The following is a 24,457-nucleotide window of genomic DNA, read 5'->3' as shown; positions in this document are numbered from 1 at the left end:
ATCAGGCCGAAACGCGTGGGATGGTGTCATCGCTGCGCAGGGTGAAGATCTCGTAGCCGGTCTCGGTCACCAGCAGGGTGTGCTCCCACTGTGCAGACAGCTTGCGGTCTTTGGTAATTGCGGTCCAACCGTCGCCCAGCACCTTGGTGTCGGCCTTGCCCTGGTTGATCATCGGCTCGATGGTGAATGTCATGCCTGCCTTGAGCTCCATGCCGGTGCCTGCGCGACCGTAGTGCAGGATTTGCGGCTCTTCGTGGAACACCTTGCCGATACCGTGGCCGCAGAACTCGCGCACTACCGAGAAGCCGTTCTTTTCAGCGTGCTTTTGGATCACTTCGCCGATATCGCCCAGGCGGCAGCCCGGTTTGACGATTTCGATGGCCTTGTACATGCATTCCTGTGTCACTTGCGACAGGCGTTCGGCCCAGACTGGAACCTTGCCGACGTGGAACATGCGGCTGGTGTCGCCGTGATAGCCATCCTTGATCACGGTCACATCGATGTTCAGGGTATCGCCATCTTTCAGGACCTTGTCACCCGGGATGCCGTGGCACACCACATGGTTGATCGAGGTGCAGATCGACTTGGGGAAGCCTTTGTAATTGAGCGGAGCAGGGATGGCCTCTTGCACATTGACGATATAGTCGTGGCAGATGCGGTCCAGCTCTTCAGTAGTAACGCCTGGCTTGACGTGCTCGGCGATCATTTCCAGGACTTCGGCGGCCAGTTTGCCGGCGACACGCATTTTTGCGATGTCCTCGGGGGTTTTGAGGGTGACGGTCATTCGGGCTCTCTTCGCGCGTTGGCGCTCATCATCAGGATTGCGGATGTGCTGTTATAGCTGCACACCGTCATGAAAACGCGATTCTAACAGACGGCCGGCGTGAATCATGAGCCAAGCGCCATCGCTTCTATTAATAGAGTGGAGCATTCTGGCTCTATTCGAAGGCCTGCGCAAAAAAGGTGGCGGTTAATGATCCATCTTTTGATCTGCATTTGATCTGTTTTTGATCTGTTTTTGACTTGGCTTTTGATCTACCTGCCCCTTCGGGAGGCCGAATGGAGGTTCTGCGCAGTGGGTTGACCGGCATGGATGCCGGGAGAGCCGTGCCGGGCCAAGGATGGCCCGTCACGGCGTGCCCACGGAGCGGGACCGGAGTGAGGGGCACCTGAGCGAAGCGAGGGCCGTACGCTGGGGCAAGGCCTTTTTGGGTACTTTTGTGGCTGTTTGACAAAAGTGCCTCGCTGTAAGAGCGAAACCAATATTTCGGTTAGGCGCGAATGCTGGATATGTACTCAGTGGGTCAGTTGTTTTGCAAGGCACCTGATCCTGTGTCGAGTACATATCCATTCGATGCATCATGGTTTTCTACGGGTTCCGCCCTTACGGAGGGTTACTTTTGGCAAGCGCCCCAAAAGTAACCAAAAGGTCTTGGCCCTACCATACGGCCGCCTCGTCCAGGCTCGGCGGTGCCCTCACTCCGGCACTGTTACGGGCCTCAGCGGTGTTTGGAGTATTTTAGTGGCGGCAGTAACATTGTCAGGCAAGAGCCAAGAGCCAAGAGCCAACCTGGGGTAAACCCTTGTCAGGCAAAGGCTTAGCAATAAAGTCAAAATCCACGCTTCGTTTTTTGACCTTCTTGTGGTATAAAATGCGCCGCTTTGCGGGTATAGCCCGCAGAGCACAAACCCACACACGTGTCGACACGATGACCTGGGTGCCTTCAGCTTGAAGCTGCTGGTTGGTCGTTGGGATACGTGGAGGCCTAACCCGACTTATTAAGGAACTATCATGTCCCAAGTCAACATGCGCGATATGCTGAAGGCCGGTGTGCACTTCGGTCACCAAACCCGTTACTGGAACCCGAAGATGGGTAAATACATCTTTGGCGCGCGTAACAAGATCCACATCATCAACCTTGAAAAAACCCTGCCAATGTTCAACGAAGCTCTGACTTTCGTAGAGCGTCTGGCCCAGGGCAAAAACAAGATTCTGTTCGTCGGCACCAAGCGTTCCGCTGGCAAGATCGTTGCTGAAGAAGCAGCACGTTGCGGTTCGCCGTACGTGGATCACCGCTGGTTGGGCGGCATGCTCACCAACTTCAAAACCATTCGTGCTTCGATCAAGCGTCTTCGTGACCTTGAAATCCAGGCAGAAGACGGTACTTTCGCCAAGCTGACCAAGAAAGAGGCGCTGATGCGTACTCGCGATCTGCAGAAGCTGGATCGTAGCCTGGGTGGTATCAAGGACATGGGCGGTCTGCCAGACGCACTGTTCGTTATCGACGTTGACCACGAGCGTATCGCGATCACCGAAGCTAACAAGTTGGGTATCCCGGTAATCGGCGTTGTCGATACCAACAGCAGCCCAGAAGGTGTTGACTACATCATCCCGGGTAACGATGACGCAATCCGCGCTATCCAGCTGTACATGGGTGCGATGGCTGATGCTGTGATCAAAGGCCGTAACCACGTTGCTGGCGGCACCGACGTTTTCGTCGAAGAAGCTCCAGCTGCAGCGGTAGTTGAAGGCTGAGTAATTAACGCCTAGCGTTTACTCAGTACGCAAAAAGGGGGCTTGGCCCCCTTTTTGCCACCTCGAAATCCATTTGTTGTAACCATGTTTGTCGTATCTGTATCAGATGGCGGCCTGCACAGTTGATTCGAGGTGGGCTTCACACGAATTGAACGCCCGTTCGGTCGGGTGGAATGGTTGAAAACCTATCCAAGAGGAATTTTGAAATGGCAGAGATTACTGCAGCGTTGGTTAAAGAACTGCGTGAGCGTACTGGCGAAGGCATGATGGATTGCAAGAAAGCCTTGACCAAGGCTGGCGGCGACATCGAAAAAGCCATTGATGACATGCGTGCTTCGGGCGCTATCAAGGCAGCCAAAAAAGCAGGCAACGTTGCTGCTGAAGGCGCTATCGCAGTTAAAGTTGCGGAAGACAACAAGTCTGCCGTAATTCTTGAAGTCAACTCGCAAACCGACTTCCTGGCTCTGCAAGAAGACTTCAAAAACTTCGTCGCTGCCAGCGTTGAAAAAGCGTTTGCTGACAAACTGACCGACGCAGCTCCGCTGATCGCCGCTCAAGAAGAAGCTCGTCTGATTCTGGTTGGTAAAGTAGGCGAGAACGTTAACATCCGTCGTCTGGCTCGTATCGAAGGCGATGTTGTTGATGCTTACCTGCACGGCAACAAAATCGGTGTTGTAGTTGCTCTGAAAGGCGGCAACGCTGAGCTGGCTCGTGACATCGCCATGCACGTAGCTGCAAGCAACCCTGAGTTCCTGCTGCCATCGCAAGTTTCCGCTGATGCTATCGAACGCGAAAAAACCGTGTTCATGAGCCTCAACGAAGACAAGATCAAAGGCAAGCCAGCAGAAATCGTTGAAAAAATGGTTGCCGGTCGTATCAGCAAGTTCCTGGCTGAAGCCAGCCTGGTTGAGCAAGCTTTCGTCAAGAACCCGGAAATCAAAGTCGGCGAACTGGCCAAGAAAGCCGGCGCTGAAATCGTTTCCTTCACTTACTTCAAAGTAGGTGATGGCATCGAGAAGCCAGTTGATGACTTCGCAGCAGAAGTTGCTGCTCAAGTGGCTGCAAGCAAGCAATAAGACGGTTTTTAACTGTCGACCCAAGAGGCTGCCCGCTCACGCGCGCAGCCTCTTTTCAGATGGGAGGGGTTTTTACCTTCTCAACGGAACCGGTTAACAAAATCGTGTTCCGATGGCACTGCTGTGCAGTGCCACAGTTAGAGCGCAGGCTGCAGAATGGCCTCGCACAGATTTTCAATAAAACGCGGCAGGAGAGATTCGCAATGGCTCAGCAGGGCAGTGGTTATCAAGCTCGCTATAAACGCATTCTACTCAAGCTAAGCGGCGAAGCCCTGATGGGCTCTGAAGAGTTCGGGATCGACCCCAAAGTACTCGACCGCATGGCGCTGGAAGTGGGCCAGTTGGTCGGCATCGGCGTTCAGGTAGGATTGGTAATTGGTGGTGGCAACCTGTTCCGTGGTGCCGCATTGAGCGCCGCAGGTATGGACCGTGTAACTGGCGACCATATGGGCATGCTGGCTACCGTGATGAACGCCTTGGCCATGCGCGATGCGCTGGAACGTGCGAATATCTCCGCCATCGTTATGTCGGCTATTTCCATGGTAGGCGTGACCGATCATTACGATCGTCGTAAGGCCATGCGCCATCTCAACGCCAAGGATGTGGTGATTTTTGCTGCAGGTACCGGTAATCCATTTTTCACAACGGATTCGGCTGCCTGTTTGCGTGCCATTGAAATCGATGCTGATGTGGTGCTCAAGGCGACCAAGGTTGACGGCGTGTACACCGCAGACCCATTCAAAGACCCACATGCCGAGAAGTTCGATCATCTGACTTACGATGAAGTACTGGATCGCAAACTGGGTGTTATGGATCTGACGGCTATCTGTCTGTGCCGTGACCACAAAATGCCATTGCGTGTATTTAATATGAACAAGCCCGGCGCCCTGCTTAATATTGTCCACGGCGGCGCTGAAGGTACTCTGATCGAGGAAGGTCAACAATGATCAACGAAATCAAGAAAGACGCTCAAACGCGCATGCAGAAGTCGCTGGAATCTCTGTCCCATGCATTTGGCCAGATCCGTACCGGCAAGGCTCACCCAAGCATTCTGGGTAGCGTGATGGTTCCTTACTACGGCTCGGATACTCCGATCAGCCAGGTAGCGAACATCACCGTTAAAGACTCCCGCACCCTGCAAGTCGTAGCGTTCGAACGCAACATGCTGGGCGCAGTCGACAAGGCAATCCAGAGCGCTGGTCTGAACCTCAATCCGACCAACCTGGGCGAATTGTTGTTGATCTCCATGCCTGCCCTGACTGAAGAAACCCGTAAGGTTTTCGCCAAACAGGCGCGTGACGCTGCTGAAGATGCCCGTATTGCCGTACGTAATATCCGTCGTGACGCCTTGAGCCAGCTCAAAGACCTGGTCAAGGAAAAGGAAATCAGCGAAGACGAAGAGCGTCGTGGCGCTGATGATATCCAGAAGCTGACCGACAAGGCTGTGGCAGATATTGAAGTTGCCACCAAGCAGAAAGAAGCGGACCTGATGGCCGTATAAGGGTCAGGGCGTTTTATGGAAAAGACGAAGCAGGCTGACCCGTCATCTGTTCCGCGACATGTCGCGATCATCATGGACGGTAATAATCGCTGGGCGAAAAAACGCTTTCTGCCGGGTGTTGCCGGGCATAAAGCGGGTGTGGATGCGGTTCGTGCGGTAATTGAGGTATGTGCCCAGGCGGGAGTCGAGGTGCTTACCCTGTTCGCGTTTTCCAGTGAAAACTGGCAGCGACCTGCTGCGGAAGTCAGTGCCCTGATGGAACTGTTCTTCCGGGCGCTGCGTCGTGAGGCCAAGCGCCTCAACGAAAACGAGATCAGTTTGCGGATCATTGGCGACCGCTCACGCTTTCATCCGGACTTGCAAAAGGCGATGAGTGAAGCGGAAGCAATGACGGTGGGCGAGGGTCGCTTTGTGTTGCAGATCGCCGCTAACTACGGTGGTCAGTGGGACATCGCGCAAGCTGCCCAACAGCTGGCACGTCAAGTCCAGGCAGGTCATTTGCAGCCGGAGGAAATCACCCCCCGGTTGTTGCAAACCTGTCTGGTAACGGGTGATCAGCCGTTGCCTGATTTGTGTATCCGTACCGGAGGCGAGCACCGCATCAGCAATTTCTTGCTGTGGCAGCTAGCCTATTCCGAGTTGTACTTCTCCGACCTGTTCTGGCCGGACTTCAAACACGAGGCCATGCGTCATGCATTGGCTGATTTCGCTTCTCGCCAGCGCCGCTTCGGTAAAACGAGCGAGCAGGTTGAGGCTGGAGCCCGGATTTAATGCTGAAACAACGAATCATCACTGCGCTTATCTTGCTGCCAATTGCCTTGTGCGGTTTTTTTCTGCTTGAGGGCAGCGGCTTTGCGCTGTTTATTGGCGTAGTCGTTACTTTGGGTGCCTGGGAATGGGCGCGTCTTGCAGGCTTTGAGGCTCAAACTGCGCGGGTTTTGTTTGCCGCGATAGTGGCCTTGTTGTTGTTTGGTCTGCACGTTTTCCCTGATCTGGCGCCTTGGGTGCTGGGTGCGGCGGTATTGTGGTGGGCAGCAGCAACCTTTTTGGTGCTGACCTTTCCGCAATCGGCCGGGCACTGGTCGAGTATTGCGGCCAAGCTGGTTATTGGTCTGCTGATCCTGTTGCCAGCTTGGCAAGGTCTGGTTCTGATCAAGGCAATGCCGCTGGGTAACTGGCTGATCATGGCAGTGATGGTTCTGGTCTGGGGCGCAGATATTGGCGCTTATTTTTCCGGGCGCAAATTTGGCAAACGCAAGCTGGCCCCTAAAGTCAGTCCGGGCAAAAGCTGGGAAGGTGTTTTTGGTGGTTTGTTGCTGAGCCTGCTGATCACTGCTGTCGTCGGTGTAGTGCGTAGCTGGAGCGCTTCGCAGATGTTTGCTGCGCTGGTCGGCGCCGCCGTGATTGTATTGATCTCGGTGGTGGGCGATCTCACGGAAAGCATGTTCAAGCGCCAGGCTGGAATTAAAGACAGCAGCAATTTGCTGCCGGGCCATGGCGGTGTGCTGGACCGGATCGACAGCCTGACGGCGGCGATCCCTGTATTTGCGGTATTACTGTGGATGGCTGCGTCATGAGTCGCCCACAACAGATTACTGTTCTGGGGGCTACGGGCTCTATTGGCCTGAGCACCCTGGATGTTATTGCGCGTCACCCTGATCGTTATCAGGTCTTTGCCTTGAGCGGCTATAGCCGTCTCGCCGAGCTGCTGGCCTTGTGCGTCAAGCACCGCCCGCAAGTTGTGGTGGTACCCCATGAGCAGGCTGCGAGCCGATTGCAGGCGGATTTGCGCGCTGCGGGGCTCAACACCGAGGTATTGGTGGGTGAGGAGGGCTTGTGCCAGATATCCTCGGCTCCTGAAGTCGATGCGGTAATGGCGGCAATCGTTGGTGCTGCGGGCCTGCGTCCGACACTGGCAGCAGTCAATGCCGGCAAGAAGATCCTGCTGGCCAACAAGGAAGCGCTGGTGATGACCGGCGACCTGTTTATGCAGGCCGTACGTCGTAGCGGCTCGGTATTGCTGCCCATCGACAGCGAACACAATGCGATCTTCCAGTGCTTGCCGCAGGATTTTGCCCGCGGTCTGGGGAATGTAGGGGTTCGTCGGATTTTGCTTACCGCGTCTGGCGGGCCGTTCCGTGAAACGCCGCTGGCCCAGCTTGAGCATGTCACTCCAGATCAGGCCTGCGCTCATCCCAATTGGTCGATGGGGCGCAAGATTTCGGTCGATTCAGCCAGCATGATGAACAAGGGCCTGGAACTGATCGAGGCTTGCTGGTTGTTCGATGCCCGGCCGGATCAGGTTGAAGTGGTTATCCATCCGCAAAGCGTGATTCATTCGCTGGTCGATTATGTGGATGGCTCGGTGCTGGCTCAGTTGGGTAATCCGGATATGCGTACGCCGATTGCCAATGCCTTGGCCTGGCCTGAGCGTATTGATTCGGGTGTTGCGCCGCTGGACCTGTTTGCAGTGGCACGACTGGACTTCCAGCGTCCTGACGAGCAACGTTTCCCTTGTTTGCGTCTGGCTCGCGAGGCGGCCGAGGCCGGTAATAGTGCCCCAGCGATGCTTAATGCGGCGAACGAGGTTGCAGTGGCTGCCTTTTTGGACGGGCGAATCCGTTATCCGCAGATCGCCCGTATTATCGAAGATGTATTGAATAGCGAGCCTGTAGTCGCCGTAGACGAGCTGGAAGCGGTGTTTGCCGCTGATACCAAAGCTCGTATGCTGGCTGAACAGTGGTTGAGTCGTAACGGCTGAAAAAGTGGTGCTTGCCGGAACCGGACAGAATCGCGGAGAAAGTAGATGAGTGCGCTCTATATGATTGTTGGCACCCTGGTGGCATTGGGGGTGCTGGTCACTTTTCATGAATTCGGTCACTTTTGGGTGGCGCGCCGTTGTGGCGTCAAGGTTCTGCGCTTCTCCGTGGGCTTCGGTACGCCTCTATTGCGCTGGCATGATCGCCAGGGCACCGAGTTTGTTGTCGCAGCCATCCCGTTGGGTGGCTACGTTAAAATGCTCGACGAGCGCGAAGGTGAAGTGCCTGCCGATCAACTCGATCAGTCGTTCAATCGTAAAACCGTAGGTCAGCGCATTGCCATTGTCGCGGCCGGGCCGATAGCCAACTTCATGCTGGCGATGGCGTTCTTCTGGGTGCTGGCCATGATGGGCAGCCAGCAAGTGCGGCCGGTCATCGGTGCGGTTGAAAGCGGCAGCCTGGCGGCGCAAGCCGGTTTGGTAGCGGGTCAGGAAATTGTTTCCATTGATGGCGAGGCTACGACAGGCTGGTCCAACGTCAATCTGCAACTGGTTCGACGTCTGGGTGAAAGCGGCTCTCTGCAGGTTGTTGTGCGTGAGCCGGACTCCTCTGCCCAAGCGTCGCATCAACTTGTATTGAAAGACTGGCTCAAGGGTGCCGATGAGCCGGACCCTATCACCTCCTTGGGGATTCGCCCGTGGCGTCCCGAGCTGCCGGCAGTTCTGGCAGAGCTGGACCCGAAAGGTCCGGCGCAGGCCGCAGGGCTTAAAACCGGTGACAAGCTGCTGGCCATGAACGATCAGGTCATCAAGGATTGGCAGCAGGTTGTTGACTGGGTTCGTGTGCGCCCGGATGCCCGTGTCGTGTTGCATGTTGAACGCGATGGCGTGCCTGTTGAGATACCTGTCACGCTGGCAGCTCGCGGTGAAGGCAAGGCGGCAACGGGTTACCTGGGGGCAGGGGTCAAAGGTGTCGATTGGCCACCAGCGATGATCCGGGAGGTCAGTTATGGCCCGCTCGCAGCAATCGGGGAAGGGGCAAAACGCACCTGGACCATGAGCATATTGACGCTCGACTCGCTGAAGAAAATGTTGTTCGGTGAGCTCTCGGTAAAAAACTTGAGTGGACCGATAACCATTGCTAAAGTGGCGGGCGCTTCTGCCCAGTCGGGTGTTGCGGATTTCTTGAATTTTCTGGCTTATCTGAGCATAAGCCTGGGGGTTCTGAACTTGTTGCCCATACCTGTACTGGATGGGGGGCATTTGTTGTTTTATCTGATCGAGTGGGCGCGTGGTCGTCCCTTGTCGGATCGGGTGCAGGGTTGGGGAATGCAGATCGGGATCAGCTTGGTGGTCGGGGTGATGTTACTTGCCTTGATCAACGATCTGGGTCGTCTGTAAACGCTTCGCTGAATTGCGAATCTGCCGCATTTTGCGGCAGTTTGTTTATTGCCAGTTGGAATAAGAAAGGACTTCATGAAACGTCTGCTGCTAACTGCGGTTCTCGCCGTACTGATGATCGCCGAAGTTCACGCCGAGTCCTTCACTATCTCTGATATCCGTGTCAACGGGCTCCAGCGGGTTTCCGCCGGTAGCGTGTTTGGTGCGTTGCCTCTGAACGTGGGTGAGGTAGCGGATGACCGCCGTTTGGTGGAATCCACTCGTGCGTTGTTCAAAACCGGGTTCTTTCAGGATATCCAACTGGGTCGTGATGGCAATGTGCTTGTTATCACGGTTGTCGAGCGTCCTTCCGTCTCCAGCATCACAATTGACGGGAACAAGGCGATCTCCACTGATGACCTGATGAAAGGTCTTAAACAGTCGGGGTTGGCCGAAGGTGAGATTTTCCAGCGCGCAACCCTTGAAGGTGTGCGTAACGAACTGCAACGTCAGTATGTTGCCCAGGGCCGCTATTCGGCGACGGTAGACACCGAAGTGGTGCCCGAGCCGCGTAACCGCGTTGCCTTGAAGGTCAATATCAACGAAGGCACGGTTGCCGCTATCCAGCACATCAACGTGGTGGGTAATACGGTTTTCCCTGAATCGGATCTGGTTGACCTGTTCGAACTGAAAACCACGAACTGGTTGTCGTTCTTCAAGAATGACGACAAGTACGCTCGTGAAAAACTGTCGGGTGACCTTGAGCGTCTGCGCTCCTACTACCTCGATCGCGGCTATATCAATATGGATATCGCTTCGACCCAGGTCTCGATCACGCCCGACAAGAAAAGCGTCTACATCACCGTTAACGTGAACGAAGGCGAAAAATACAACGTCGGCGAAGTGAAACTGAGCGGTGACCTCAAGGTTCCTGAAGATCAGATCAAGTCGCTGCTGCTGGTTCAGCCGGGCCAAGTGTTCTCGCGCAAGCTGATGACCACTACTTCCGAGCTGATTACCCGTCGCCTGGGTAACGAAGGCTACACCTTCGCCAACGTCAACGGCGTGCCTCAGCCAAACCCTGAGAATCACACTGTTGCCATTACCTTTGTGGTCGATCCGGGCAAGCGTGCTTACGTAAACCGCATCAACTACCGCGGCAACACCAAGTCGGCCGACGAAGTGCTGCGTCGCGAAATGCGTCAGATGGAAGGTGGCTGGGCTTCGACCTACCTGATTGATCAGTCCAAGGTTCGCCTTGAGCGCCTGGGCTTCTTCAAGGAAGTCAACGTTGAAACCCCGGCAGTACCAGGTACTGACGATATGGTGGACGTAAACTACGCAGTTGAAGAACAGGCGTCGGGTTCGATCACTGCCAGCGTCGGTTTTGCCCAGAGCGCCGGTTTGATCCTTGGCGGCTCGATTACCCAGAACAACTTCCTGGGTACGGGTAACAAGGTCAGCATTGGCCTGACGCGCAGCGAATACCAGAGCCGCTACAACTTCAGCTATGTTGATCCGTACTGGACTGCTGATGGTGTGAGCCTGGGTTACAACGCGTTCTACCGTACAACCGACTACAAAGAGCTGGACGTTGACGTAGCAAACTACTCGGTGGACAGCCTTGGTGCTGGTATCACCATGGGCTACCCGATCAGTGATACATCGCGTCTGACCTACGGTCTGACAGTGCAGCAGGATGAAATCAGTACCGGTCAGTACACCGTTGACGAAATTTTCGACTTCGTAAATCGTGAAGGCGACAAGTACCTCAACTTCAAGGCATCGGTAGGTTGGTCCGAGTCGACTCTGAACAAAGGTGTGTTGCCAACACGTGGCAGTTCCCAGAGTCTGGTGCTTGAGTCCACGATTCCGGGCAGTGACCTGCAGTTCTACAAGCTTGATTATCGCGCTCAGCTGTTCCAACCACTGACCGACACCTACACCATGCGTCTGCACACAGAGTTGGGCTATGGTGATGGTTATGGTTCGACCGCTGGCCTGCCGTTCTATGAGAACTACTACGCTGGTGGTTTCAACTCGGTACGTGGTTTCAAGGACAGCGCCTTGGGCCCTCGCAGCACTCCAAGCTCCGGTAGAAATCCGGGCACCATTGCGGACCCGGATCAAGATCCGCTGCCGTTTGGTGGTAACGTGCTGATCCAGGGTGGTGTAGAGGTTCTGTTCCCTATGCCGTTTGTGAAAGACCAGCGCTCCCTGCGTACCTCCGTGTTCTGGGATGTGGGTAACGTGTTCGACACCAACTGCAAGGGTGATACCAAGGATTGCGATATCGGCTTTAGTAACATGGCCAGTTCTGTTGGTGTTGGCGTGACCTGGGTAACTGCGCTTGGCCCGTTGAGCTTCAGCTTGGCCATGCCGATCAAGAAACCGGATGACGCAGACACTCAAGTGTTCCAATTCTCCCTCGGCCAGACTTTCTAAAGCCTGACCTTAGATACAGACAACGGATTTTTTAGGAGTGCATCGTGCGTAAGTTGACTCAATTGGTTCTCCTGGCTTCGGTTCTAGTGGCAGGCCCGGCTTTCGCCGACATGAAAATTGCCGTACTGAACTATCAGATGGCATTGCTTGAGTCGGACGCAGCCAAGCGTTATGCCGTGGATGCCGAGAAGAAGTTTGGCCCGCAACTGACCAAGCTCAAAAGCCTGGAAAGCAGCGCCAAAGGCATTCAGGATCGTCTGGTGAAGGGCGGCGACAAAATGCAGCAGGGCGAACGTGAACGCCTGGAACTTGAATTCAAGCAAAAGGCCCGTGACTTCCAGTTCCAATCCAAGGAGCTGAACGAAGCCAAAGCCGTTGCTGACCGCGAAATGCTTAAACAGCTGAAGCCAAAACTGGACAGCGCTGTTGAAGAAGTCATCAAGAAAGGCGCCTTTGACCTGGTGTTCGAGCGTGGTGCTGTGATTGATGTCAAACCTCAGTACGACATCACTCGCCAGGTTATCGAGCGCATGAATCAGCTGAAGTAATTATGACTGCGACTATAAAACTCGGCCAATTGGCCGAGTTCCTTGGAGCCACACTGCGTGGCTCTGCGGAGAAAGAAATCACTGGGCTAGCCACTTTACAAGAGGCTGGCCCAGCTCAGTTGAGCTTTCTGGCCAACCCCCAATACCGAAAATTCCTCGTTGATTGCCATGCCGGGGCTGTATTGCTCAAGGCTGCAGACGCCGAGGAGTATGTCGGGGATGCGCTGGTTGTACCCGATCCGTATCTGGCTTATGCCCGAATTTCCCATCTGTTTGACCCCAAGCCCAAAGCGGTTGCCGGCGTTCATCCAACGGCAGTGATTGCTGCTGACGCGGTGGTTGATCCTGCAGCATGCATTGGTGCCTTTGCTGTGATCGAAAGCGGTGCACGCATCGCTGCTGGCGTTACGGTCGGGCCTCATTGCTTTATCGGGGCTCGCTGTGTAATTGGCCAAGACGGCTGGCTGGCTCCGCGTGTGACGCTTTATCACGATGTTCGCATCGGTCAGCGTGTGGTTATTCAGTCGGGTGCCGTGCTGGGTGGCGAGGGTTTTGGCTTTGCCAACGAGAAGGGTGTTTGGCAAAAGATCGCTCAAATCGGTGGTGTAACCATCGGTGATGATGTCGAAATCGGTGTTAATACCGCCATCGACCGCGGTGCTTTGGCCGACACACTGATCGGTAATGGCGTCAAGCTGGATAACCAGATCCAGATCGCACACAACGTTCAGGTGGGTGACCATACGGCCATGGCCGCCTGTGTCGGGATTTCCGGTAGCACTAAAATCGGCAAGCACTGCATGTTGGCGGGTGGTGTCGGTTTGGTTGGGCATATTGAAATTTGTGACAATGTGTTCTTGACTGGCATGACGATGGTGACCCACTCGATTACCGAGCCAGGCGCCTATTCTTCCGGTACGGCTATGCAACCAGCCGCTGAGTGGCGCAAGAGTGCGGCACGTATTCGTCAGCTGGACGACATTGCCAGACGGTTGAAACAACTGGAAAAGCGCGTCGGTAAGTGACCCCCGGCGGCAAAGCTTCTTCAAAAGGCTAATACAATTTCCATATCAAGCGTGCTGAACCCCTGGTTTGCTTCCTTGATTTGCTAGAGGAGCGCGCCTTAGTCGCGCGCGCCCAATCTTTATTACAGGCTTCCCCACGAAATGATGGACATCAACGAGATTCGCGAATATCTGCCCCACCGTTACCCGTTCCTGCTGGTGGACCGAGTGGTGGATCTGGATGTCGAGAACAAGCGCATTCGTGCCTACAAGAATGTCAGCATCAATGAGCCTTTTTTTAACGGCCACTTCCCGGCGCACCCGATCATGCCCGGTGTGTTGATCATTGAAGCGATGGCTCAGGCTGCCGGCATTCTTGGCTTCAAGATGATGGATCTCAAGCCGGCTGACGGCACACTGTATTACTTCGTAGGCTCCGACAAGCTGCGCTTCCGTCAGCCTGTGCTGCCGGGTGATCAGTTGATCCTTGAAGCCAAGTTCGTGAGCTGCAAGCGCTCCATCTGGAAGTTCGAGTGTCAGGCCACGGTGGATGGCAAGCCGGTATGCTCGGCTGAAATCATCTGTGCGGAACGCAAACTATGAGTTTGATTGACCCTCGCGCAATCATCGATCCGACGGCCATATTGGCCGACGACGTCGAGGTCGGCCCTTGGTCGATCGTCGGCGCAGGTGTGGAAATCGGCGAGGGGACAGTGATTGGGCCGCATGTGATTCTCAAGGGCCCAACCAAAATCGGTAAGCACAACCGTATCTACCAGTTTTCATCGGTGGGCGAAGACACGCCTGATCTCAAGTACAAGGGTGAGGAAACTCGCCTGGTTATCGGTGATCACAACGTTATTCGTGAAGGTGTGACGATTCATCGCGGAACCATTCAGGACCGTGCCGAGACCACGCTGGGTGATCACAACCTGGTGATGGCCTATGCCCATATCGGGCATGACAGCGTGATCGGCAACCACTGCATTCTGGTCAACAACTCAGCGTTGGCGGGCCATGTGCATATGGGCGATTGGGCGATCCTGTCAGGTTTTACCCTGGTTCATCAGTTTTGCCATATCGGCGCCCACAGCTTTTCGGGCATGGGCACAGCCATCGGCAAGGATGTTCCTGCGTTTGTGACTGTGTTCGGCAGCCCTGCCGAAGCCCGCAGCATGAACTTCGAAGGTATGCGCCGTCGCGGTTTCAGTGATGACGCCATTCATGCGTTGCGTCGTGCCTATAAAGTGGTCTACCGCCAGGGGCTGACCGTTGATCAGGCACTTGCCGAGTTGGCCGAGCCTGCTCTGCTGTTCCCTGAAGTTGCCATGTTTGTTGAGTCCATTCGCTCTTCCACCCGCGGCATTACGCGCTAGTCATGGCCAGATTGCGTATCGCGCTGGTAGCGGGGGAGGCCTCGGGCGACATTTTGGGCTCGGGATTGATGCGGGCACTCAAGGCTCAGCATTCTGATATCGAATTTATCGGCGTTGGCGGTCCGTTGATGGAAGCAGAGGGTATGACCTCCTACTTCCCGATGGAGCGTTTGTCGGTGATGGGGCTGGTTGAGGTGCTGGGGCGTCTGCGTGAGCTGCTCAAGCGCCGCAAGCTCTTGGTTCAGACATTGATTGCCGAAAAACCCGATGTGTTTATCGGTATTGATGCACCTGATTTTACCCTCAATATTGAACTTCAATTGCGCCGTGCCGGAATCAAGACCGTGCACTACGTCAGCCCTTCGGTATGGGCCTGGCGTCAGAAGCGCGTGCTGAAAATTCGCGAAGGCTGCGATTTGATGCTCACACTGTTGCCTTTTGAAGCCAAGTTTTACCAAGAGCACGGCGTACCTGTGCGTTTCGTCGGGCACTCGCTGGCCGACACTATCCCGCTTGAAGCAGATAAAGCCGGTGCTCGCGCTGAACTGGGTCTGCCTGACGGGCCGTTGGTCGCTTTGATGCCCGGTAGTCGCGGCGGTGAAGTGGGCAAGCTTGGTGGGTTGTTTCTCGATGCGGCGCAAAAAATCCGCGAAGCCCGGCCTGATGTGCGTTTTGTATTGCCGTGTGCGAGTGCCGCGCGCCGTGAGCAAATCGAGCAGTTGCTGGTTGGGCGCGACCTGCCGCTGACCTTGCTTGATGGTCAATCACACCTGGCACTGGCAGCCTGCGATGCGGTGCTGATTGCATCCGGCACTGCCACGCTGGAAGCCTTGCTCTACAAGCGGCCGATGGTGGTGGCTTATCGCCTGGCTCGGTTGACGTTCTGGATTCTCAAGCGTCTGGTCAAAAGTCCGTACGTGTCGCTGCCCAACTTGCTGGCTCAGCGGATGCTGGTGCCCGAGCTGTTGCAGGACGCTGCGACGCCTGAAGCCCTGGCCCAGACCCTGCTGCCCCTGCTGGACGGCGGTGAAGAGCAGACTCGCGGCTTTGACGAGATTCATCGCACATTGCGCCTCGACGCTTCCAATCAGGCCGCCAAAGCGGTACTGGACCTGATTGCACAATCCAAGTGAGTAAAGTAACCATGCAAATCGGATTGGACTTCAATCTGGTCGAAGACCTTGTTGCTGGTGTCGATGAGGTGGGTCGCGGCCCACTGTGTGGCGCCGTGGTGACTGCTGCCGTTATTCTTGACCCCAATCGGCCTATCGTCGGGCTCAACGATTCGAAAAAACTCACCGAAGCGCGTCGTGAAAAACTTTATGACGAAATCTGTGAAAAAGCCCTGAGCTGGTGTATTGCTCGGGCCGAAGTCGAAGAGATCGACGAGCTGAATATTTTGCACGCCACCATGCTAGCCATGCAGCGTGCAGTCGAAGGGCTGAGCATTACCCCTAAACTGGCGATGATCGACGGTAATCGCTGCCCCAAGTTGGCAATGCCTGCTGAAGCCGTTGTTAAAGGCGATAGCAAGGTTCCGGCGATTGCGGCGGCGTCGATTCTGGCCAAGGTCAGCCGTGACCGTGAAATGGCTGCATTTGAGTTGCAGTATCCGGGCTATGGTATCGGCGGTCACAAGGGTTACCCAACACCGGTGCACCTCGAAGCCCTTGAGCGTCTTGGCCCGACACCCATTCACCGGCGTTCGTTTGGTCCGGTGCGTCGTGCCTATGAGGCCCTTGAAGGTCTCGCCAAGGTTTAGCCGCAAGGCTGATGTTTTTGCCAAGGCCCGGTACAATCCGGGCCTTGTTGTTTCTCAAAGCTTATAGACAGGATCACCATGCCGGCTTCATTCGTTCACCTGCGCCTGCACACTGAATACTCCCTGGTCGATGGCCTGGTGCGGATCAAACCGCTGATCAAAACCCTGGCCGGCATGAATATGCCCGCTGTCGCGGTGACCGATCAGAACAACATGTGCTCCCTGGTCAAATTCTACAAAGCGGCCATGGGCGGCGGGATCAAGCCGATCAGTGGCGCGGATCTGTGGTTGTCGAACAAAGACCCGGAAAACCCGCTGAGTCGTATCAGTCTGTTGGCGATGAACCCTTTGGGTTATCGCAACCTCACCGAGCTGATCTCCCGTGGTTACATCGATGGTCAGCGCAATGGCCAGGTGATCATTGAGCGCGAGTGGGTAGCCGAGGCTGCTGCAGGCCTGATCATGCTTTCGGCAGCGAAAGAGGGCGAGATAGGTGTTGCGCTGATCAGTGGCAACACTGAAGAAGCCGAGACCCTGGCCCGCGAATGGATGGCGGTGTTCCCGGACCGTTTTTATCTGGAAATTCAGCGCACCAAGCGCCCCAACGACGAAGAGCATCTGCATGCTGCCGTAGCCCTGGCGGACAGGATTGGCGCGCCGCTGGTGGCGACTAACGATGTGCGTTTTATCAAGCAGCAGGATTTCGAAGCTCACGAAACCCGCGTGTGCATTGGTGAAGGCCGGGCCCTGGATGATCCGCGCCGCTCCAAGAATTACAGCGATCAGCAGTATCTGAAAAGTGCCGAGGAAATGGCCGAGCTGTTCAGTGATCTGCCTGAGGCGCTGGCAAACACGGTTGAAATCGCCAAGCGCTGCAATATTGAAGTCAAGTTGGGCACTCACTTTTTGCCCAACTTCCCGATTCCCGATGGCATGACCATCGATGAGTATTTCCGCAAAGTATCGTTTGATGGCCTGGAAGATCGCCTGAGCGTTCTGCTGCCCAAGGACACCACCGAAGATTACGACGCCAAGCGTCAGGTGTATGTCGACCGGCTTAATTTCGAGCTGGATATCATCATCCAGATGGGGTTCCCCGGTTACTTCCTGATCGTTATGGACTTTATCCAGTGGGCCAAGAGCAACGGTGTGCCGGTAGGGCCGGGCCGTGGTTCGGGTGCAGGGTCGCTGGTGGCCTATGTGCAGAAGATTACTGACCTTGATCCGTTGGAATACGACCTGCTGTTCGAGCGATTCCTTAACCCGGAACGGGTATCGATGCCCGACTTCGACGTCGACTTCTGTATGGATGGTCGCGACCGGGTCATCGAGTATGTGGCCGAAAAATACGGTCGCAACGCGGTAAGCCAGATCATCACCTTTGGTTCGATGGCCGCCAAGGCGGTAATCCGTGACGTGGCGCGGGTGCAGGGAAAGTCCTACGGTCTGGCGGATCGTCTGTCGAAGATGATTCCGTTTGAAGTCGGCATGACCCTGGAAAAAGCCTACGAACAGGAAGAAATCCTGCGTGACTTCATCAAGGTCGATGAAGAAGCAGCTGAAATCTGGGAAATGGCCCGCAAGCTTGAGGGCGTTGTGCGTAACGTCGGCAAGCACGCCGGTGGTGTGGTTATCGCGCCGACCAAACTGACAGACTTCTCGCCGATTTACTGCGACGAAGAGGGTGGCGGTCTGGTTACCCAGTTCGACAAGGATGACGTTGAGTCTGCCGGTCTGGTGAAGTTCGACTTCCTCGGTCTGCGGACCCTGACGGTTATCGACTGGGCCCTGAAAACCATCAACCGCGAGCGTGCCAAGGTTGATGAGCCACCGCTGGATATCGCTTTTATCCCGCTTGACGACAAACCGACCTACCAGTTGCTGCAAAAGGCCGAGACCACTGCGGTGTTCCAGCTTGAGTCGCGTGGCATGAAAGAGCTGATCAAAAAGCTCAAGCCCGACTGCCTGGAAGACTTGATCGCATTGGTGGCCTTGTTCCGTCCAGGCCCATTGCAGTCAGGCATGGTTGACGACTTTATCAACCGTAAGCACGGCCGGGCCGAACTGGCATATCCGCACTCGGACTATCAGTACGAAGGGCTCAAGCCCGTACTGGCACCGACCTACGGCATCATCCTGTATCAGGAACAGGTGATGCAGATTGCCCAGGTCATGGCCGGTTATACCCTCGGCGGCGCTGACATGCTGCGTCGGGCCATGGGTAAGAAAAAACCCGAAGAGATGGCCAAGCAGCGCGGCGGCTTTATTGAGGGTTGTGCCAACAACAATATTGATGGCGACCTGGCCGGTAACATTTTCGACCTGGTGGAAAAATTCGCCGGTTACGGCTTTAACAAATCCCACTCCGCTGCCTACGGCCTGGTGTCATACCAGACCGCATGGCTGAAAACCCACTACCCGGCGCCGTTTATGGCTGCGGTACTGTCGGCGGATATGCACAACACCGACAAAGTCGTGATCCTGATCGAAGAAATTCGCAGCATGAAGCTGCGTCTCGACGCGCCGGATGTGAATGCTTCGGAGTTCAAGTTCACGGTGAACGACGAAGGCCGGATCATTTACGGTCTGGGGGCAATCAAGGGAGTAGGTGAGGGGCCGGTTGAGGCGATTACCGAAGCGCGCCAGGACGGTCCATTCACGGATCTGTTCGACTTTTGTGCCCGGGTTGACCTTAAACGCATCAACAAGCGCACGCTTGATGGCCTGATTCGAAGTGGCGCGCTGGACCGTTTGGGGCCGTTCTTTCATGACGAGCCCAAAGCCTGGCAGGCCAGCATCGACCAGAACCGTGCAGTGTTGTTGTCGGCGCTGGAAGAAGCGATCAAGGCGGCCGAGCAGACCGCGCGCACCCATGACAGCGGTCACGCTGACCTGTTTGGGGGGTTGTTTGTCGAGGTCGATGCGGACGTCTATGCCAATCACCGCAAGGCCAAGGAACTGACGCTCAAGGAGCGACTCAAAGGCGAAAAGGACACGCTGGGCCTGTACCTGACCGGTCATCCGATTGATGAGTATGAAGGCGAAATTCGCCGCTTTGCCCGTCAGCGTATCATTGATCTGAAACCTGCGCGCGACACTCAGACCGTGGCCGGGATGATCATCGCGTTGCGAGTGATGAAGAACAAAAAGGGCGACAAGATGGGCTTCATCACCCTTGACGATCGTTCGGCACGGATTGAGGCCTCGCTGTTTGCCGAAGCTTTCCATTCGGCGCAATCGCTGTTGCAGACTGATGCGATGGTGGTGGTCGAAGGTGAAGTCAGTAATGACGATTTCTCTGGCGGGCTGCGATTGCGAGTCAAGCGGGTGATGAGCATGGAAGATGCGCGCACCAGTCTGGCCGAAAGCTTGCGATTGAAAGTCAACCGGGCCGCGCTTAAGGGTGATCAATTGCGCTGGTTGGGCGAGTTGTTAAAGAAACATCGCGGTGCGTGTCCGATTACCATGGACTACACCGGCGAAGACGCCAAGGCCATGTTGCAGTTTGGCGAGACCTGGCGAATCGATCCGGCGGACAGCTTGATTCAAGCCCTGCGTGACCAGTTCGGGCGAGACAACGTCTTCCTCCAATACCGTTGACGGTCAGGGGCGATTAGCGCGCCCTGACCTCGACCTGAATTTTTAATCTCGACCTGAGAGCGCCTGTCCCTTAAGGTAGGCGCGATACAGATCAACCGGCTGCCCCAGCTCGGTTCGAAACGCCAGCAAATGCTGGGTTTCAAACCTTCTGGCATGCTTTGCCGCCGACCCAAGACGGATGCTTATGAACCCGAATTTTCTTGATTTCGAACAGCCGATTGCTGACCTGCAAGCCAAAATCGAAGAGTTGCGCTTGGTTGGTAATGACAATTCGCTGAATATCAGCGATGAAATCTCTCGTCTGCAAGACAAAAGCAAAACGCTGACTGAAGATATTTTCGGCAAACTGACCAGCTGGCAGATTGCCCGCCTGGCCCGTCACCCGCGCCGTCCATACACGCTGGACTATATTCAGCACATCTTCACCGAATTCGATGAGCTGCATGGCGATCGTCACTTCTCGGATGACGCTGCCATCGTTGGTGGTATTGCCCGCCTGGACGATCAGCCAGTGATGGTGATTGGTCACCAGAAAGGCCGTGAAGTCCGTGAAAAGGTGCGTCGCAACTTCGGTATGCCGCGCCCTGAAGGCTATCGCAAGGCCTGCCGTTTGATGGAAATGGCCGAACGCTTCAAAATGCCGATCCTGACCTTCATCGATACCCCGGGTGCTTACCCTGGTATTGATGCTGAAGAGCGCAACCAGAGCGAAGCTATTGCCTGGAACCTGCGCGTCATGTCGCGTCTGAAAACCCCGATCATCGCTACTGTTATCGGTGAAGGCGGTTCGGGTGGTGCATTGGCAATTGGCGTTTGTGACCAGTTGAACATGCTGCAGTATTCGACCTACGCAGTGATCTCGCCTGAAGGTTGTGCCTCGATTCTGTGGAAGACCGCCGAAAAGGCGCCGGACGCAGCTGAAGCGATGGGTATCACCGCTGAGCGCCTGAAAGGCCTGGGTATTGTGGACAAGGTGATTGGCGAGCCATTGGGCGGCGCGCACCGTGATCCGGCAGCAGCATCTGCCTCGATTCGTGCAGATCTGATTTCCCAGTTGGACATGCTGAACAAGCTGGACCACGAAACGCTGCTCAAGCGTCGTTATGATCGCCTGATGAGCTACGGTCTCTGATTTAGCGAAATCTGAATGTGGGAGCGAGCTTGCTCGCGATGGTATCTACGCGGTTTGTCTGAAAGACCGAGTTGTCTGCATCGCAGGCAAGCCAGCTCCCACAGGTTTTTGCAATGTCTGATTTTTCGACTCTACTTTTTGCAGCCCTGAAACCCTGGCGCAATGCCAAAGCCTGGCACGTCGCGCTGTCCGGCGGTCTGGACTCTACCGTCCTGCTGCACCTTCTTGTGCAACTTCGTCAAACCCACCCATTACCTCCAATTACCGCGATCCATGTTCATCATGGTCTTCAGGCGGCGGCTGATGCGTGGCCGGCCCATTGCCAGGTGCTGTGTGACGGGCTGAGCGTGCCGCTGCAGGTGGTTCGGGTGCAAGTTCAAGCGGGTGCCAGTATCGAGCGTGCGGCGCGGGATGCGCGCTATCAGGTGTTTGTGGCAGCTACCGGAGCTCAGGAAGTGTTGCTCACCGGGCAGCATCGCGACGATCAGGCCGAAACCCTGCTGTTTCGTTTGTTACGCGGGGCTGGGGTCAGCGGCTTGGCGGCCATGCCGCGTCAGCGTCGTTTGGGGACAGGGCACCTGTGTCGGCCCTTGCTGGATGTGCCTCGTACTCAGCTTGAAACCTATGCCCGCGAGCACAATCTGAGCTGGATCGAAGACCCGTCCAACACCCAGACAGACTTTTCCCGCAATTACCTGCGCCATGAGGTATTTCCCGCTCTGCGTCGGCGCTGGCCGCAAGCCGCTGCCAGCATGGCTCGCAGCGCTGCACATTGTGCCGAGGCGCAAGGCCTGCTTGATGAGTTGGCGCAGCAGGATATTCACGCGGCAAGCGCTGCCGATGAATTTGTCTGGCTAGGCCTGCCTTCGCTGGAGCTTGCCCCGGTCGCCGCGTTGTCGCCTGCACGTCAGCGCAATGCCTTGCGTCACTGGCTGGCGGCCTTCACGCAATTGCCTGATACCGACCATTGGGCCGGGTGGGACGCATTGCGCGATGCTCGTGACGGCGCGCAGCCGGTCTGGAAACTGGCCCAGGGTGAGCTGCATCGCGCGGGTGCGCGCATCTGGTGGTTGTCCGGTGACTGGCTGTATCAGCCAACTGCGCCAGTGTCGTGGGCCCAGCCCGATCAAGTGTTGGCACTACCGGGTAACGGTCGGGTGCGCTTTGTCGGGGATATTCCCGATGGCCCCTTGCAAGTGAGCTATCGTCAAGGCGGTGAAGTGATGGCGTTGGAGCAGCGCGGTCATCGCGATCTGAAGCGGTTGCTGAACGAGCGGGGTGTTCCGCTGTTCGCCCGTGGCAGATTGCCGCTTCTGTACCGTAATGAGCAGTTATTGGCCGTGGCAAACCTCAATGGACTGGACTCCAGCCCCTGTGGACGCTGGCAATTACAGTGGCTGCCAACTTTGAGCGATCAAGGTTTGAGCTGAAAGGGGGTTTCCGGTAGACTACGCTCCCTTCTTGATACAACTTCTGTGGATTCACCAGAATTACAGAAGTTGCCGATTACCAAGCAGTCTTTGCTGGGCGATTTTAAAAAAATGTGTGGCTTGCATCGAACCGATGGTTTCCATCGGTCTGTTTCAACGCAGCAGTTTTTCGAAAGGTGCACTGTGACTAATGCTGGTGATTGGGGGCTTCGGCCTTCCTTCGCTTTCCCCGGCGGCTCTGACCGCTTTAACGCAGACTTCTAGGGTTTTTCATGACGCGCTACATCTTCGTCACGGGCGGTGTTGTTTCTTCATTGGGGAAAGGCATTGCCTCGGCTTCATTGGCAGCCATCCTGGAGGCGCGGGGACTTAAGGTCACCATGCTGAAGCTGGACCCCTACATCAACGTTGATCCGGGCACCATGAGCCCGTTCCAGCACGGTGAAGTGTTCGTCACACACGACGGCGCCGAAACCGACCTGGACTTGGGCCATTACGAGCGGTTTATCCGCACGACCATGACCCAGAACAACAACTTCACCACGGGCCGCGTTTACGAACACGTCCTGCGCAAGGAGCGCCGTGGTGATTACCTGGGTGCAACCATCCAGGTCATTCCGCACATCACCGACGAAATCAAGCGTCGAATCATCAAGGGCGCCGGCGATGCCGACGTAGCGATGGTTGAGATTGGCGGTACTGTGGGTGACATTGAGTCGCAACCGTTCCTCGAAGCAATCCGTCAGTTGCGCATCGAAGTAGGCGCCAAGCGCGCCATGCTGATGCACCTGACTCTGGTTCCGTACATCGCCACTGCTGGCGAAACGAAAACCAAACCAACGCAACACTCGGTTAAAGAGCTGCGTTCCATCGGCCTGCAGCCAGATGTATTGATCTGCCGCTCCGATCACCACGTTGATATTTCTTCGCGTCGCAAGATCGCGTTGTTCACCAACGTTGAAGAGCGTGCCGTTATTTCGCTGGAAGACGCCGACACTATCTACCGTATCCCGGGCATGCTGCACGCTCAGGGTCTGGATGATTTCGTTGTTGAGCGTTTTGGCCTGGAATGCAACAGCGCCGACCTGTCCGAATGGGAACAGGTTGTCGATGCCAAGCTCAATCCAGAGCACGAAGTCACCATCGCGATGGTTGGCAAGTACATGGAACTGCTGGACGCGTACAAGTCGCTGATTGAAGCGATGAGCCACGCCGGTATTTCCAACCGTACCAAGGTCAACCTGCGTTATATCGACTCCGAAGACATCGAAAACAAAGGCACTGAACTGCTTGAAGGCTGTGATGCCATTCTGGTTCCGGGCGGCTTCGGTCTGCGCGGCGTCGAAGGCAAGATCACGGCTGTTCAGTATGCTCGCGAGAACAAGGTTCCATACCTGGGTATCTGCCTGGGCATGCAAGTAGCGGTTATCGAGTTCGCACGTAACGTGCTGGGCTGGAAAGACGCCAACTCCACCGAGTTCGATCGCAGCAGCGGCCACCCGGTTGTAGGCCTGATCACCGAGTGGGAAGACGCCACTGGTGCAGTCGAAACCCGTACTGAAACCTCGGATCTGGGCGGCACCATGCGTCTGGGTGCCCAGGATTGCCAGCTGCAAGCCGGTTCCCTGGTTCACGATTGCTATGCCAAGGACGTGATTGTTGAACGTCACCGTCATCGCTATGAAGTGAACAACAACCTGCTGTCGCAATTGACTGAAGCTGGCCTGAAAGTGACCGGTCGTTCCGGTGACGGCGCGCTGGTAGAAGTGGTTGAAGCTCCGGATCATCCTTGGTTCGTCGCTTGCCAGTTCCACCCGGAGTTCACCTCCACGCCACGTGATGGCCATCCATTGTTCACCGGTTTCGTCAAGGCAGCACTGGCACAACACGAGAAGAAGGCGTAATCAGC

The 24,457-nt window shown here is 55.8% G+C and carries 19 protein-coding genes and 1 pseudogene; 19 read left to right on the top strand and 1 reads right to left on the bottom strand.

Going from position 1 to position 24,457, the window contains the following annotated elements:
* Position 1: 1 nt before the first annotated feature.
* A complete protein-coding gene (map, locus tag V6L79_RS22410) occupies positions 2 to 829 on the bottom strand; it encodes a type I methionyl aminopeptidase (protein ID WP_321836536.1) in 828 nt (275 codons plus the stop codon).
* Between the two features lie 963 nt (positions 830 to 1,792).
* Between map and rpsB the strand changes: the two genes are divergently transcribed.
* The 19 genes and pseudogenes from rpsB (at position 1,793) to V6L79_RS22315 (ending at position 24,452) form a co-directional block, all read left to right on the top strand.
* Entirely contained in the window at positions 1,793 to 2,536 is a 744-nt protein-coding gene (gene rpsB, locus V6L79_RS22405; RefSeq protein WP_016781981.1) for a 30S ribosomal protein S2, read from the top strand.
* 206 nt (positions 2,537 to 2,742) lie between these two features.
* Positions 2,743 to 3,612, top strand: a complete 870-nt coding sequence (gene tsf / locus V6L79_RS22400) for a translation elongation factor Ts (protein ID WP_048359908.1) — start codon at positions 2,743 to 2,745, stop codon at positions 3,610 to 3,612.
* A gap of 203 nt (positions 3,613 to 3,815) precedes the next feature.
* Positions 3,816 to 4,559: a UMP kinase gene (gene pyrH / locus V6L79_RS22395; RefSeq protein WP_003440426.1), complete on the top strand. Its 744-nt coding sequence runs from the start codon at positions 3,816 to 3,818 to the stop codon at positions 4,557 to 4,559.
* Entirely contained in the window at positions 4,556 to 5,113 is a 558-nt protein-coding gene (gene frr / locus V6L79_RS22390) for a ribosome recycling factor (RefSeq protein ID WP_261739450.1), read from the top strand. The genes pyrH and frr overlap by 4 nt, the downstream gene beginning before the upstream one ends.
* A 15-nt stretch (positions 5,114 to 5,128) precedes the next feature.
* The gene (gene uppS, locus V6L79_RS22385; RefSeq protein ID WP_261739449.1) at positions 5,129 to 5,884 is read left to right on the top strand and encodes a polyprenyl diphosphate synthase; all 756 of its coding nucleotides are present in this window, start codon (positions 5,129 to 5,131) and stop codon (positions 5,882 to 5,884) included.
* Positions 5,884 to 6,690 (top strand): phosphatidate cytidylyltransferase, encoded by an 807-nt coding sequence (locus V6L79_RS22380; protein WP_261739448.1) that lies wholly within the window; start codon positions 5,884 to 5,886, stop codon positions 6,688 to 6,690. The genes uppS and V6L79_RS22380 overlap by 1 nt, the downstream gene beginning before the upstream one ends.
* On the top strand, positions 6,687 to 7,874 hold the full coding sequence (gene ispC, locus V6L79_RS22375; RefSeq protein WP_261739447.1) for a 1-deoxy-D-xylulose-5-phosphate reductoisomerase: 1,188 nt from the start codon (positions 6,687 to 6,689) through the stop codon (positions 7,872 to 7,874). Before V6L79_RS22380 ends, ispC begins: the two co-directional genes overlap by 4 nt.
* A 45-nt stretch (positions 7,875 to 7,919) precedes the next feature.
* Positions 7,920 to 9,272 (top strand): RIP metalloprotease RseP, encoded by a 1,353-nt coding sequence (rseP, locus tag V6L79_RS22370; RefSeq protein ID WP_321837560.1) that lies wholly within the window; start codon positions 7,920 to 7,922, stop codon positions 9,270 to 9,272.
* Positions 9,273 to 9,347: 75 nt separating this feature from the next.
* The gene (bamA, locus tag V6L79_RS22365) at positions 9,348 to 11,696 is read left to right on the top strand and encodes an outer membrane protein assembly factor BamA (RefSeq protein WP_338579533.1); all 2,349 of its coding nucleotides are present in this window, start codon (positions 9,348 to 9,350) and stop codon (positions 11,694 to 11,696) included.
* Between the two features lie 44 nt (positions 11,697 to 11,740).
* On the top strand, positions 11,741 to 12,244 hold the full coding sequence (locus tag V6L79_RS22360) for an OmpH family outer membrane protein (protein ID WP_003440444.1): 504 nt from the start codon (positions 11,741 to 11,743) through the stop codon (positions 12,242 to 12,244).
* A 2-nt stretch (positions 12,245 to 12,246) separates the two neighbouring features.
* Positions 12,247 to 13,301 (top strand): annotated as a pseudogene (gene lpxD, locus V6L79_RS22355) (UDP-3-O-(3-hydroxymyristoyl)glucosamine N-acyltransferase).
* Between the two features lie 109 nt (positions 13,302 to 13,410).
* Positions 13,411 to 13,851 carry a 3-hydroxyacyl-ACP dehydratase FabZ gene (gene fabZ, locus V6L79_RS22350; protein WP_261739444.1) on the top strand — a complete coding sequence of 147 codons (441 nt, stop codon included), beginning with the start codon at positions 13,411 to 13,413 and terminating at the stop codon, positions 13,849 to 13,851.
* Positions 13,848 to 14,624 carry an acyl-ACP--UDP-N-acetylglucosamine O-acyltransferase gene (gene lpxA, locus V6L79_RS22345; RefSeq protein WP_261739443.1) on the top strand — a complete coding sequence of 259 codons (777 nt, stop codon included), beginning with the start codon at positions 13,848 to 13,850 and terminating at the stop codon, positions 14,622 to 14,624. Before fabZ ends, lpxA begins: the two co-directional genes overlap by 4 nt.
* Positions 14,625 to 14,626: 2 nt before the next feature.
* On the top strand, positions 14,627 to 15,757 hold the full coding sequence (gene lpxB, locus V6L79_RS22340; protein WP_261739442.1) for a lipid-A-disaccharide synthase: 1,131 nt from the start codon (positions 14,627 to 14,629) through the stop codon (positions 15,755 to 15,757).
* Between the two features lie 11 nt (positions 15,758 to 15,768).
* Positions 15,769 to 16,386 (top strand): ribonuclease HII, encoded by a 618-nt coding sequence (rnhB, locus tag V6L79_RS22335; RefSeq protein ID WP_261739441.1) that lies wholly within the window; start codon positions 15,769 to 15,771, stop codon positions 16,384 to 16,386.
* A 78-nt stretch (positions 16,387 to 16,464) separates the two neighbouring features.
* The gene (gene dnaE, locus V6L79_RS22330) at positions 16,465 to 19,986 is read left to right on the top strand and encodes a DNA polymerase III subunit alpha (RefSeq protein ID WP_261739440.1); all 3,522 of its coding nucleotides are present in this window, start codon (positions 16,465 to 16,467) and stop codon (positions 19,984 to 19,986) included.
* A gap of 184 nt (positions 19,987 to 20,170) precedes the next feature.
* Positions 20,171 to 21,118 carry an acetyl-CoA carboxylase carboxyltransferase subunit alpha gene (locus V6L79_RS22325; RefSeq protein ID WP_261739439.1) on the top strand — a complete coding sequence of 316 codons (948 nt, stop codon included), beginning with the start codon at positions 20,171 to 20,173 and terminating at the stop codon, positions 21,116 to 21,118.
* 113 nt (positions 21,119 to 21,231) lie between these two features.
* Positions 21,232 to 22,548, top strand: coding sequence for a tRNA lysidine(34) synthetase TilS (gene tilS / locus V6L79_RS22320; protein ID WP_338579532.1), 1,317 nt, complete (start codon positions 21,232 to 21,234; stop codon positions 22,546 to 22,548).
* 272 nt (positions 22,549 to 22,820) lie between these two features.
* Positions 22,821 to 24,452, top strand: coding sequence for a CTP synthase (locus V6L79_RS22315; RefSeq protein ID WP_261739437.1), 1,632 nt, complete (start codon positions 22,821 to 22,823; stop codon positions 24,450 to 24,452).
* The last annotated feature ends 5 nt before the right edge of the window (positions 24,453 to 24,457 follow it).

This window comes from Pseudomonas sp. ML2-2023-6 (assembly GCF_037055265.1).
Taxonomy (GTDB): Bacteria; Pseudomonadota; Gammaproteobacteria; order Pseudomonadales; family Pseudomonadaceae; genus Aquipseudomonas; species Aquipseudomonas kulmbachensis.
The sequence above is the reverse complement of the archived record's forward strand: the minus strand, read 5'-3'. Positions and strand labels throughout refer to the sequence as shown.

Coding starts and splice junctions, on each gene's coding strand:
- rpsB (WP_016781981.1), top strand. CDS start 1,793: ATGTCCCAAGTCAACATGCGCGATATGCTGAAGGCCGGTGTGCACTTC.
- tsf (WP_048359908.1), top strand. CDS start 2,743: ATGGCAGAGATTACTGCAGCGTTGGTTAAAGAACTGCGTGAGCGTACT.
- pyrH (WP_003440426.1), top strand. CDS start 3,816: ATGGCTCAGCAGGGCAGTGGTTATCAAGCTCGCTATAAACGCATTCTA.
- frr (WP_261739450.1), top strand. CDS start 4,556: ATGATCAACGAAATCAAGAAAGACGCTCAAACGCGCATGCAGAAGTCG.
- uppS (WP_261739449.1), top strand. CDS start 5,129: ATGGAAAAGACGAAGCAGGCTGACCCGTCATCTGTTCCGCGACATGTC.
- V6L79_RS22380 (WP_261739448.1), top strand. CDS start 5,884: ATGCTGAAACAACGAATCATCACTGCGCTTATCTTGCTGCCAATTGCC.
- ispC (WP_261739447.1), top strand. CDS start 6,687: ATGAGTCGCCCACAACAGATTACTGTTCTGGGGGCTACGGGCTCTATT.
- rseP (WP_321837560.1), top strand. CDS start 7,920: ATGAGTGCGCTCTATATGATTGTTGGCACCCTGGTGGCATTGGGGGTG.
- bamA (WP_338579533.1), top strand. CDS start 9,348: ATGAAACGTCTGCTGCTAACTGCGGTTCTCGCCGTACTGATGATCGCC.
- fabZ (WP_261739444.1), top strand. CDS start 13,411: ATGATGGACATCAACGAGATTCGCGAATATCTGCCCCACCGTTACCCG.
- lpxA (WP_261739443.1), top strand. CDS start 13,848: ATGAGTTTGATTGACCCTCGCGCAATCATCGATCCGACGGCCATATTG.
- lpxB (WP_261739442.1), top strand. CDS start 14,627: ATGGCCAGATTGCGTATCGCGCTGGTAGCGGGGGAGGCCTCGGGCGAC.
- rnhB (WP_261739441.1), top strand. CDS start 15,769: ATGCAAATCGGATTGGACTTCAATCTGGTCGAAGACCTTGTTGCTGGT.
- dnaE (WP_261739440.1), top strand. CDS start 16,465: ATGCCGGCTTCATTCGTTCACCTGCGCCTGCACACTGAATACTCCCTG.
- V6L79_RS22325 (WP_261739439.1), top strand. CDS start 20,171: ATGAACCCGAATTTTCTTGATTTCGAACAGCCGATTGCTGACCTGCAA.
- tilS (WP_338579532.1), top strand. CDS start 21,232: ATGTCTGATTTTTCGACTCTACTTTTTGCAGCCCTGAAACCCTGGCGC.
- V6L79_RS22315 (WP_261739437.1), top strand. CDS start 22,821: ATGACGCGCTACATCTTCGTCACGGGCGGTGTTGTTTCTTCATTGGGG.